The sequence below is a fragment of the Streptomyces sp. NPDC048436 genome, from assembly GCF_043200355.1.
Taxonomy (GTDB): Bacteria; Actinomycetota; Actinomycetes; order Streptomycetales; family Streptomycetaceae; genus Streptomyces.
This window is the reverse complement of record NZ_JBICXP010000005.1, coordinates 330,869-342,413: the sequence shown is the minus strand read 5'-3', so window position 1 is coordinate 342,413 and position 11,545 is coordinate 330,869. Positions and strand designations below refer to the sequence as shown.

10 protein-coding genes and 1 riboswitch are annotated in these 11,545 nt (G+C 68.0%); of the genes, 4 read left to right on the top strand and 6 right to left on the bottom strand.

Going from position 1 to position 11,545, the window contains the following annotated elements; translation table 11 throughout:
• The first annotated feature begins 23 nt into the window (after window positions 1-23).
• Window positions 24-180, top strand: a riboswitch (cyclic di-AMP (ydaO/yuaA leader).
• A gap of 7 nt (window positions 181-187) precedes the next feature.
• On the top strand, window positions 188-1,384 hold the full coding sequence (locus tag ACGFX9_RS20105; protein ID WP_393473310.1) for an NlpC/P60 family protein: 1,197 nt from the start codon (window positions 188-190) through the stop codon (window positions 1,382-1,384).
• 75 nt (window positions 1,385-1,459) lie between these two features.
• Here the strand turns inward: ACGFX9_RS20105 and ACGFX9_RS20100 are convergent, their stop codons facing one another.
• On the bottom strand, window positions 1,460-1,813 hold the full coding sequence (locus tag ACGFX9_RS20100; RefSeq protein ID WP_365862628.1) for a hypothetical protein: 354 nt from the start codon (window positions 1,811-1,813) through the stop codon (window positions 1,460-1,462).
• Between the two features lie 321 nt (window positions 1,814-2,134).
• Between ACGFX9_RS20100 and ACGFX9_RS20095 the strand changes: the two genes are divergently transcribed.
• Entirely contained in the window at window positions 2,135-3,175 is a 1,041-nt protein-coding gene (locus ACGFX9_RS20095; RefSeq protein WP_393473307.1) for an NlpC/P60 family protein, read from the top strand.
• A 66-nt stretch (window positions 3,176-3,241) separates the two neighbouring features.
• On the top strand, window positions 3,242-3,880 hold the full coding sequence (locus tag ACGFX9_RS20090; RefSeq protein WP_393473304.1) for a hypothetical protein: 639 nt from the start codon (window positions 3,242-3,244) through the stop codon (window positions 3,878-3,880).
• Here the strand turns inward: ACGFX9_RS20090 and ACGFX9_RS20085 are convergent.
• From ACGFX9_RS20085 to ACGFX9_RS20065, 5 genes are all read right to left on the bottom strand, one after another.
• On the bottom strand, window positions 3,877-4,683 hold the full coding sequence (locus ACGFX9_RS20085) for a M48 family metallopeptidase (RefSeq protein ID WP_393473301.1): 807 nt from the start codon (window positions 4,681-4,683) through the stop codon (window positions 3,877-3,879). The genes ACGFX9_RS20090 and ACGFX9_RS20085 overlap by 4 nt on opposite strands.
• A gap of 4 nt (window positions 4,684-4,687) precedes the next feature.
• The gene (locus tag ACGFX9_RS20080) at window positions 4,688-8,350 is read right to left on the bottom strand and encodes a type I restriction endonuclease subunit R (protein WP_393473298.1); all 3,663 of its coding nucleotides are present in this window, start codon (window positions 8,348-8,350) and stop codon (window positions 4,688-4,690) included.
• Window positions 8,351-8,502: 152 nt separating this feature from the next.
• Complete coding sequence (locus ACGFX9_RS20075; protein WP_393473296.1) at window positions 8,503-9,525, bottom strand: hypothetical protein; 1,023 nt, start codon at window positions 9,523-9,525, stop codon at window positions 8,503-8,505.
• A 377-nt stretch (window positions 9,526-9,902) separates the two neighbouring features.
• Window positions 9,903-10,151, bottom strand: coding sequence for a DUF397 domain-containing protein (locus tag ACGFX9_RS20070; RefSeq protein WP_393473293.1), 249 nt, complete (start codon window positions 10,149-10,151; stop codon window positions 9,903-9,905).
• Window positions 10,148-10,963, bottom strand: a complete 816-nt coding sequence (locus ACGFX9_RS20065; protein WP_393473290.1) for a Scr1 family TA system antitoxin-like transcriptional regulator — start codon at window positions 10,961-10,963, stop codon at window positions 10,148-10,150. Before ACGFX9_RS20065 ends, ACGFX9_RS20070 begins: the two co-directional genes overlap by 4 nt.
• Window positions 10,964-11,092: 129 nt before the next feature.
• Here ACGFX9_RS20065 and ACGFX9_RS20060 point away from each other — a divergent pair, with 129 nt between their 5' ends.
• Complete coding sequence (locus tag ACGFX9_RS20060) at window positions 11,093-11,545, top strand: ATP-binding protein (protein ID WP_393473287.1); 453 nt, start codon at window positions 11,093-11,095, stop codon at window positions 11,543-11,545.

Below are 11,545 nucleotides of genomic sequence, written 5' to 3'. Positions count from 1 at the left end.
CACCGGCGAACCCCGCCGGGAACGGGCGGCCTCCGCCGAGTTCGATCTACTCGGAGCCGGGGACCCACCAAGATTTTGGGGTGAATCGGTCCCGTACGAAGTACGGGACTGTAGGGCAACCTTCCGAACCACCCGCCCGAACCCGACAGCTAACCCGGTAGGCGGTATACGGAAGGAGTCGCCTCCCTTGGCGTCGCACCGCAAGCCGCGGACCCGCATGGCCGGCCTACGCGCCACCCCCGCCCTCGGCATCACGACGGCAGCCCTCACCTCCGTGGCACTCCTGTCGCAGAGCGCGCAAGCGGCGCCCTCCGCGCCGCAGAAACCCAGCCTCGAAGAAGTCCAGAAGAAGGTCGACGACCTCTACCACCAGGCGGGCGTCGCCACCCAGAAGTACAACTCGGCCAAGGAGCGCACCGAAAAGCAGCGCAAGAAGGTCGACACCCTTCTCGACGATGTGGCCAAGCGCACAGACAAGCTGAACGAGGCCCGTCAGGAGCTCGGTACGTTCGCCGCCGCTCAGTACCGCACCGGAGGCGCCTCCGAGACCGCCACGATGCTGCTCGCCGATGACCCGCAGGGGTACTTCGACCAGAACCACCTGTCGGACCGGCTGACCGCACGCCAGAAGAAGGCGGTCGACGAGTACCAGACGGAGCAGGCCTCGGCGACGAAGCAGCGTACGAAGGCCGCCAAGAGCCTGGAGACGCTGGACAACTCACGCGACGACCTCAGGACGAGCAAGCAGTCGGTCCAGAAGAAGCTGGGCCAGGCGCGCACGATGCTCTCGGAGCTGACGGCCGAGGAGAAGGCGCGGCTCGCGGCGATCGAGAAGAAGAAGGAAGACGAGGCCAAGCGCAAGGCCGCCGAGCTGGCGCGCAAGCAGGAGGCCGAGGCGGAGGCCAAGCGCAAGGCGGCGGAAGAGGCCGCGGCCAAGGAGCGCGAGGAGAACAAGGAGACCCCCGGCTCGGGCACTGGCTCCGACACCGGGACGGGCTCCGGCACGGGCTCCGGGGGGACGGACAGCGGTTACGCGACGAAGGCCGCGAAGGTCATCAACTTCGCGGAGGCGCAGATCGGCAAGCCGTACGTGTGGGGCGCCACCGGCCCCGACTCCTACGACTGCTCCGGGCTCACCCAGGACGCCTGGAAGGCCGCCGGGATCTCCCTGCCGCGCACGACCTGGGACCAGGTGAAGGTCGGAACGACCGTGAAGACGGCCGACGCGAAGCCGGGCGACCTGGTCTTCTTCTATGACGACATCAGCCACGTAGGGATCTACATCGGCGACGGCAAGATGATCCACGCCCCGAAGCCGGGCGCGAACGTCCGCGTCGAGTCGATCTACTACATGCCGATCCACAGCGTGGTGCGTCCCGCATAACCCGTCACACGAAAACTGCCCTCCACGCGCGCGTGGAGGGCAGTTTTCGTGAGGTTCGGGTCAGTGAGGTCCGGGTCAGGTCCACAGCACGGCGATGAAGATGTTCGCGACGGTCAGCAGCCCGACTGCGCCGAACATCCCCTTGTCCACCTTCTCCTCGTCCCGCTTCACGTAGACCAGCGCGAGGATCACGATCAGCACGGCCATCTTGATGCCGATCTTGAGGTTGTTGACCGGATTGTCGTCCGCCTGGTTCAGGCCCACGAGGACCACGCCGGTGACGAGCATGGTCAGCGCGCCGTGCAGCATCGCGGGGTTGAAGCGGGCCGTGCCCTGGCCCATCTGCTTCATCTGGGTGAGGAAGCCACCCAGGAGCGAGGCGATGCCGATGATGTGCAGGCCGACGAAGAGATGGGTGAGAACGTCCATGGTTCCGGAGCCTAGCGGGGGCCCTAGCACCACTCCGTAGCCAGGTGGGCCGCAAGCGCCGCATCGGTCACAGGAGTACGCGAAGACCGTGCGGCCCGGCGGATGGCGCAGTCACTTATGGTCACCGGTCGGCGCACTTCCGTCAGTAGCGCACAATCCGTCACCAACCCGTGACGGTCAGGTTTAGCGTCCTTCGGCAGGTGACCGGCTCCCCACCGCCGCCCGGACCAGGGGCGGCAGCCGGCCACCACCGCCGAGAATCCGGCGGCGGTCCGCTCCCCCCTGTGCGGGCTGCCGCCGGAACCCTAAGGAGCCCCCTACGTGGCAGCGCACCGCAAGCCCAGACAGCGCTCGCTCAGTGGCCATACGGCCCGTACCGCCGCCACCATCGCTCTCGCCGGAGCCGCCACGGCGACCGCCTTCGACGGTACGGGCCACGCGGACCCGCGGCTCAGCCCGGCCGAGGTGAAGTCCAAGGTCGACGCGCTCTACCGCGAGGCGGAGATCGCCACCGAGAAGTACAACGGCGCCAAGGAGAAGGCCGACAGCGCGGAGAAGTCCCTGGGCGAGTTGCGCGACGAGGCGGCCCGCAAGACGGAGAAGCTCAACTCGTCGCGCGATGCCCTTGGTTCGATCGCCGCCGCACAGTACCGCAGCGGCGGCATCGACCCGGCCCTACAGGTCGCGCTCTCCTCCGACCCCGACCAGTTCCTGGAGCGGGCCACCCTCGCCGACCGGGCGGGCAGCCGCCAGGCCACGGCCGTCAGCGGCGTGCGGAAGCAGCTTCGGGAGGTCGACCAGCTGCGCACCGAGGCCGATGGCACGCTCGCGCGTCTCAAGTCCCGCCAGGCGGAGCTGGAGAAGCACAAGAAGACGGTCAATGGAAAGCTCGGCGCGGCCAAGCGGCTCCTGTCCCGGCTGACCGCCGACCAGCGCGCGGAGCTCGCGGGCGCCGGAGACCAGGGCAGGGCCTCCCGCGACGCCGGTGCCGGGGTCCTGGCCAAAGCCCCCAACTCCCGTGCCGCAGCGGCCGTCTCGTACGCGTACAAGGCCCTCGGCCGCCCCTACGTATGGGGCGCCACCGGCCCCAACGCCTTCGACTGCTCAGGGCTCACCCGGGCCGCGTACCGCTCCGCGGGAGTCTCTCTGCCGCGCACGACGTACGCACAGATCGCCGCGGGCGAACGCGTGCCACGCTCCCAACTCCGGCCCGGAGACCTGGTCTTCTTCTACCAGGGCATCAGCCATGTCGGCCTCTACGTGGGCAACGGCCAGATGATCCACGCCCCGAACCCGAGCGCACCGGTACGCCTCGCGCCCATCAGCCAGATGCCGTTCGCGGGAGCGACGCGGGTGGCGTGAGGGCTTCCTCCGGGGCGACGCGGGTGGCGCAAAAGAGGCCGTAAGCCCGCGGGTACTGTCTGGGCCATGCCCCGCCGCACGCTCCCACCGCCTCCGCCGCCCGCCTATCTGCGCACCTGGCCGGACCGGAACGCGCTGCTGGCAGACCGGGGCATGGCACTGGAAGCGCTGCGCAGGCAGAGCCTGGGAGTACACCGTCTACTGCTGCTCTGGCTGTTCGCGCTCGGCTGCGTCATCGGCTGGGCGCTGCTGACGGTGCCGATCGAGATGGTCGAGGACCACGATCCGATGGCCTTCATCCTGGGCCCGCTCTGCGCGATCCTTGGCCTCGGGGCGCTGGCCCCCTCGGTGATCGGCGTCATCCTCGGCATCCGAAGCGACCGGAAGACACGTGAACTCACCGACGGCTGGCTGGCCTTGGACAGTCACCCGGCAGCGGACTCCACCCTCCGCTCCCCCGGCCTGAGTCTCTTCTGGCTCCTCTCGTCACTGTTCATGTGCGCGCTCGGCCTGTGGGCCTCCTTCGCGGCCGCCGCCTACGCCGAGCCCGGCCGGGACTCGTACAGCGACGTCGTGCTCGGCATGGGAGCGGGCCTCATCCTGTGGCTGACGGGCCTCATCGGCATCACCAAGGCGGTGGGCCACTACCGCTGGGCGATACGGAGGCTGGGCCCCGCCCCGGCCACGAACGGCGCGCACCGCTAATCAAGCGCGGATGTCTCTCCAAGCCAAAGCCGCCGCCCCATGTCATCCAGTTCGAGCTTTCTCTCCTCGCAATCAGGAAGCGCCCGCCTGAGGAGAGCCCAGTAGTCCGGACCGTGACCGGAGACCCGAGCGTGTGCCAGCTCATGAGCGATCACGTAGTCGACAAGATGCGAGGGAAGCTGAAAGACGGCCCAGTGCAGCGCCACTTGCCCCTTCTCTCCCTCGCCTCGTCGGTACGTACCCCAGCGATTTCCCACATCCCGGACCACCAGATCCGGCTCCGGGACCTCCATACGAGCGCCCCACGGCTGCAGACGACTCCGCGACCAGCGGAGCCCAGCCTTCCGATACCAGGCGACGACATCGCGTCGCGCCCGGCGCCCGTCCGCGGCCACCGCCGCGTCCAGCATCAGCCGCCCCCTCACGAGTCGCACCGGCGCGCTGCCTTCGTCCCCCTGCTTCTCCGCCACAAGCAGCCGGTATTCTCGCCCCAGGTAGAAGAAGCTCTCTCCGTCTCTGAAGGCTCGCACCGGATGTGCCGGACGGTGCTCCTCGCGCAGCCGGAGCTTGGCACCGATCCAGCCTTCGCTCTGCCTGACGAAATTCTCCGCCCGGCCGACCTCACACTCCGGCGGGACTCGGAGGATGACCGAGCCGTCGCGCTCGACGGTCAGACCGAGCCGCTTGCGCCGCCCGCTCACCGCGACCACGAGCCGCCTGCCGTCGATCACGACTGTCTGCCCGTCCGCCAACGCGGAAGGGCTCGGATCCAGGTGGTCAGAGAGCGGGGAAGCGGCCGGCACGCTCCTATTGTCGCCTCCCCTTCGCGCGGAACGCGGCGGCATGCCGCTGCGCATGCCCCGTGAGCGACTCGGACAGGTCACGGAGCGCCTGCCTGTCGCGCTCCTTGGGCTTCAAGCCTTCCCGACGCAGGAGATGCCAGATCGCGACCTGCAGCTCATCCAGGCTGGACTCGTTCCCCGACCACGAAGCACTGCTGACATGTCCTGCGATGAGCGAGCCGAGCTCGACCGCCAGCCCTCTCAGAGGGTCGACGTCCAGCACCTCGAATGCCGGGGCCTCCGTCAGCAGATCCGAGAGCTTCGTGTACAGCTGCTGTTCGACCGCCGTCAGATCGGCGACAGCCGGGTCGGCCTCCTCTGCCTTCCGCGCACGGTCGATGAGGGGGCCCATCCGGACCTTGATCTCGTCCCAGCGCCCTTCGAGCTCCTCCAGAATCGACTCCAGGTCCTCCGATAGAGCTCGGTAGACAGGCCGGTCGTCCCGCTCCCGCCGCTCCTCCAGGTGATAGCGGAGTGCCTGCACCTGCTCGGCCGCGGCCAGCTCCATGTCGGGGATACGGTCCACGACCTCGTCGAAGTCCGGCGCGAGAATGGACACGGGCGCGATGATCTGTGTGATCTCAGGCAGTACGAGATGGTCGGCGACCATGGCCCGCACCTTGCGCCCGTACGCCCGCATGGAGAAGTCACCACGCTCGGCGTCTCGGTAGTGCGTACGCACGCGCTTCTGCAGGAGCGACCACTGCCGAGCGTTCGGAACCTGTTCCAGCGCTCCCTGATGAGGCAGTACGCGCTCAAGGGCGCCCAGGAACGTCGCCAGCTTCGCGTCGAAGTCGGCCCGCGCGGACTCGTCGCCCAGCACCCGTGTGCCCCGCGAGATGCCATCGACCGTGTCGAGCCCGGTGATTCCCATCCCGGCGAGGAACAGCTCCATCTGCGCTGCGGCCTCCCTCAGGTCGGGGACCTCACTCGCGAGACTGCGCACCGTGCGCAGAGTGGGGCCATCGCCCTTGTACGCGGGCAGCGTGGCGGCAAGATCGCTCAACACGCCGTAGTAGTCCACTACCCGACCCTCGTGCTTGCCCTGCCGAGGTCTGTTCACCCGGGCGATGGCCTGGAGCAACTCGGCGTCCTGAATAGGCCGGTCCAGGTACAGGGCCTGCTCGATGGGGGCGTCGAATCCCGTCAGAAGCATGGACTTGACGATGAGGAAGGCGATCGGCCGCTTCTCCTCTGCGACGGGCGCGACCGCGGTGCTCCACGGGTTCAAGGCGACCGACCCACCCGGCACAGGATCGGGTTCCGGCGCATGCGTGATCACCCAGGGGTTGTCCGGCGGAAGCTCCGGAAACGGCTCCAGGAACCGGTCGACGTGCTCCTGCTGGCGCAGCGGATCGGTCCATTCGCGCCACAGCCCCTGCTTCTGCTCGCTCCCGGCAGAGATCACCGGCACGAAGTCGATGCGCCGCAGGACCTCCTGGTACTGCCACGCGCGAAGCAGCACCAGGTCATCCCACGTGTAGTCCTTCAGATCCTTGTGCCGCAGTGTCGCCGGGTCGAATTCCCTGACACGGGCGAGCAGCTCGGCACGGGCATCGTTCAGCATGTGCCGGTAGAGCACGACCGCACGCCGGCTGACAGCCGCCACCTGCGCCTTGAAACCGCCGGTCAGCGGCCCGGTGACGTAGTGCTCCAGCATGTCGACGGCCTTGGCCCGGATCATCGGTACGGACTCGGCGACGGCACGGCTGGTGGGCTTCAGCTTGCCGCGGACGCGGTCCTTCTGCTCTTCCCTCAGCCGCGCGATCAGATCCTCGAACTTGCGGTTGAGCTCGTCCTTCTCCCGCACCTCGGCCGACCCGGTACGCCCTTCGTAGCGGACCGGCACGACGACCTTGTCCCGCTCGGCCTCGTCCATCAGATACGAGTCGAGGAACTTGTCGTCGGGCTCAAGACCGAAGATCCGCCCCGTGTCGGTGAGCCTGCCCTTCATGATCGGCGTACCGGTGAAGCCGATCCGGGCGGCGTTCGGTACCGCGTCCCGCAGACACGCGTGCAGCACGGAGGTGTGCGACCGGTGCGCCTCGTCCACGAGTACCAGGACATGCGACGACGTACTGCACTCGGTGAACCGACGCCGGACCGCCTCGATGGTCGCGTCGTCCGGCGTGGGATCGGCGGCGTCCTCGGCGTCCACACCCTCCGCGATGCGGGCCTGCGCGTTCGCGAACTCGGCGGTGGGGTCGCGCTCATCACTGCTCGCGGTCTCCCCGACCACGCCGGGAATCCGGCCCAAGTACTTCTGGATCATGGCGAAGATGACGGCACGCCCACCCGGCTTCCCCGCACGCCCCAGCATGCCCTCCACGTCCGACTGAGACTTGGCGGTCCGCACGACACACCCGCTGACCCTCACGGCCGCCGACAACTGCTGCTCAAGCTGCTTGCGGTCGGTGATGACGAGGACGGTGAAGCGGTTCAGCTCCGGGTCACGGCTGGTCTGGAGCCTGCGGGCGAGAAAGGCCATGGTCAGGCTCTTGCCGGAGCCCTGGGTGTGCCAGATGACACCACCACGCTCGTCGACCTCGGCAGCCGGGTCGTCCACGGTGCGCCCGGTCCGCAGCTTCAGCACGATCTTCTCGACGGCCCGGTACTGCTGATGCCGACAGATCGCCTTCACGGTGACCGGAGGCTCACCCTGCTTCGTCTTCACCGGCAGCTCGAAGACGTAGTGCCGGATGATGTTCAGCAGATTGCGCGGCTTGAGGACGATGGCGACGAGCTTGTGCTGATCGGCCGTCTCTTTCTGCCCCTGCTCGACAAGTCGTCGCCCGGTCTCCCCCCTGACCCCCTGAAGAACACGAGCGAGCGCTTCGTCGTCCTCGTAATCCGGAGTGACGCTGCGCCAGGGGGCGAAGTGCTCCTCGCTGGACGTGATGGTGCCGAGCGCCGCTTCATCCCCACTGGCGGCGACAAGGAGCTGCACGGGAGCGAAGAACTCGGGTACCCCGCCGGGTACTTCGCCGGGCTCGCGGGTGTCGTCGTCGAGCGGCACACCGGCATAGGCGCGCAGATCGCGGATCGCGGAGCCGATCGGGTCCTTGATGTCCGGACTCTTGCACTCGACGACGGCGACGGGGATGCCGTTCACGAACAGGACCAGATCGAGGACCGCGTCGCGCCCGTCGGGCGTGATCACCCGCAGCTGATCGACGACGAGAAACTCGTTCCTACGAAGAATCTCCTCGTCGCCGAGCCCCTCCAAGTCCCAGTCCACGTACTGCACATGCACGGTCTTGCCCTGGTGATGCACCTCGTGCCCGGTAGCGGGCGTACCGCTCAGGAGCAGGCTCGTGACATCGCTGTTGACGTCCTTGAGCGGCGCAGTGGCGACGTTCCGCGCGGCGCGCGCGAGGGCGTCGATGGCGGCGTCGGCATCCGACGTGTCCATCCATGCCTCGCCCGTGCCGTGGACACGATTGAGACGCCGGACGGCGGAGCGTAGACGCTTGGCGAGCAGCAGATCACCGTAAGCGCGCCCGTCTCCTTCGTGGTCGTCCTGACTGCGGCTGAGATCCGGCCCGTGGACGTGCTGCCAGCCCATCGACTTCAGCTGATCGATGATCGGCTGCTCCACCTCGTCACGCTCGGCCGTGCCGCGTTGCATGTACTGGCGCCTTTCCCCGTGTCCCGCGCGTACGTGTGCACATGTGCATGTGTACGTCTGCATGTGTACGTCGATGCGCTGCGAGGGCAGCCGATTCGACGGCTGTTCTATTCTGCGCCAGATGGGGCGAATGCGGGGCGGGGAAGGGCAGTTCAGCGATGGCGAGTTCCGGCCATGAGGGTTGTCCGGGATGGCGAGAGCGGCTGGGATGCGTCGCGGTGAGCGCTGAGGATGGCACGCATACCGGATACGTGGCGCTGTACGTCGGCTTCCGGCACGTGGGTCGTACGCGCACTGCTGGTGCCGGACACTACCGCTCGGCATGCCCGGCACAGCCCCTCCGGCAAGGCTTCGGGGCGGCCGGGCACACCGCAGTCGGTGCACTCCAGGATGAGGCGGGGTGCGCGCTGCGCGGCCTGGACCGGCGCGGGCGGCAACTTGTCGCGGAGCCTGCGGGCGAGGAAGGCGCGGGGCGCGTGGACGGCTTCCGGGAGGCCCGAGATGAGAGCGCCGGTCAGCTGAGCGCTGGTGGCTCCTCGGCTGAACCACTCGGCGGCGAGGCTTTCGAGGGCGTCGCAGTCGGCGGCGGAGAGGGCAAGGCGGGGGTCGGTGTGGCCTAGTTGGGCGAGGGCTTGGTAGGCGGCAGAGGGGGTGGACCCGGGGTCCTGGTGGGCGTGCGGCTGGGGATCGTCACCTGCCGGGCGTGCGGCTGATGACTCCGCCTGGGGCGGTACGCCGACGGGTGCGCTCTGGGGTACGCCTTGGGGTAGACCCTGGGGTACGCCGTCACCGCCGAGGAAGCGGGCCCACCATTCGCTGTCACGTGCGGTACGGGTCCAGTAGCTGCGGAACACCCAGCGGGTGCCGGTGCCGTCGGTGGCGGCGAGCTGCCGGACGCGGCGCAGGTGCCCGGCGCGGGAGAGCTCGTTGAGGGCGGTACGCACGGCTTGCTGGCCGTAGAGGAGCTGCGCTTTGGCAAGGGTCTTGGCGTCCATGGCGGCGCCTTCGGGGAGCCGGTCCAGGAGGGCGGCGAGGTAGGCCTCGCGGACGGGGAGTCGACTGAAGTCGGCCGCGCGGCGGGGCTCCTGATCGGGGGCCGAGCGTTTCCCGTAGCCGGGGTTGGCCATGGGGTGTGCGGGCGCGGGCAAGGCGGCGCTAGAGTCTTCGGAAGCCACGAGATCGCTCTTTTCGATCTTGGGGTGAGACCCCGGCGGGTGCGCTAACACCTGTCGGGGTTGTTTGTTGCTGCGAACGCTAGAGGGTCGCAACGGCGCGTGGCAAGCCGATCACGAAAAGTCATCTCCGCTGGTACGAGCGGGAGTTGGCCGGGGCTGAGTGGGGGTGGGTGGTAGGAATCCAACCACCCAATCCTTACAAACGGGGCTCGGATGTTGGGGCCCGAAGCTCGGGGCTCGGGGGCCCGGTGCGTGGTGACGGAGACGCGGGGGCCTCGGGGGGTGCAGAAAAATTCCGCGGAAGGCCCAGGAAGCGCGCGGCATGGATGGAACTTTCCTGCAATGGGCGCGGGCGCAACCCTGCCGACCGGGCTTCGCTAGCCCAGGCCTCGGGCGTGCGAGACGAAGGCGGCCCAGGCGGCGGCCGGGACGGCGAAGCGGGGGCTTCGGGGGCCGAGCTTCGAGTCTCGGATGTGGATGGTGTGGGGGCAGGTGGCGACTTCTACGCAGTTGTTGTCGCTGACGTCGCTGTGCGTGGACTTGCGCCAGTCGAGGGCGACTTCGAGGCATTCGCCGCCCTGCGAGTCGCTATAGCTCGACTTGAACCATGCGAACTGGTCGCTCATAGCTCTTCCGCTGCCTTCCTGATGAACGCGGCCGACTCCTCGCCCCCAAGGGCCTGCATGCGGCTCATGCCATGCACCTGAGTGAGAGCACTCACCCTGTCGCCATCAGCATGCAGAGCGCTCGTCTCGGGCCCTTCCACGTAAGCCAGATGGTCATGCTCTGCGGTCTCCAGAAGCACGAACGACCCATTGAGCGCCAAGCCGCTACACAAGCCGTACGGCAGGACTTGGATCGAAACATTACGCCGCTCGCCAACCGATAGCAGGTGTCGCAGCTGCTGCCGCATGACTTCGCATCCGCCTGTGAGCGTTCGCAACGCAGCCTCGTAAATCACGAATCCGTAAACCGTCCTCGCCCGTCGCGCCAAAGCCTCCTGCCGTGCAAGCCGGGCCCGCACCCTCTCCTCAACGGTCTCATCATCCAACGGCGGACAGCTCTCGCCGATCAACGCCCGTGCGTAACCAGCGGTTTGCAGCAAGCCAGGCACCAACCCCAGCGCGTAGTGGTGCACGACAATCGCATCCGGTTCGATCGTCATGTACTCCTGCGACCGCGCCGGGAACGGATCTGGCTTCAGATATTCCTGCGCAGCAACGAGCTTCCCGCCCGCCCTGCACAGCTGATCTGCCACCTGCAACAACCGCAGGTTCGGCCGCCGGCGGCCGTTCTCCATGGACTTGACGTACTCATAGTCGTAGCCGACCTCCTTCGCCAGCGCCTCCCGGCTGACTCCCGCTTCCGCGCGCCAGAGCTTGATCTGACTTCCGCAGTAGCGCCAAGCGATCGGCGGCTGAGAACTCGCCTCGGCCAAGCCACTCACCTCCCGGGTCTACGCCAGGTACAACCACGCTCTGTACCCGCGCCGCTACTCCAGACGCTACGCGCGAGCCACGACTGTGAACTCGGCAAACGACGAAAGCTCACACGCAAGGACCTGCGCATGCCGACATCCAGCACAGGCTTCACGCCACCCCCCGCTACGCCCTCGCTCCCCCAGGACATCGAGTGGCGCCTCCCACGTCACGCGCGAAGCGTGGGCAGGGCGCGAACTCTCCTCACGAAGCAGGCCAGTTCATGGAAGCTCCCGCCCGACCTGACGGACACGGCGGTACTCCTCCTGAGCGAGCTGATGACAAACGCGTACCGCCATGCGAAGGCGTCGCCGGGCCGCGAGATCTGGGCCCGCTGCGTCCTGACGGAGGACCGCCTCCGCATCTCAGTGACAGACGCGAACGACACACTCCCGGTCCCACGCAGGGCTTCGCCGGAGGAGGAGTCGGGGCGGGGGTTGGCACTGGTGGCGATACTGTCGGATGAGTGGGACGCGGAGCTGCGGGAGTGCGGCGTCGGTAAGACGGTTTGGTTCGAGTTGCACCTGACGCCGCCGACATAG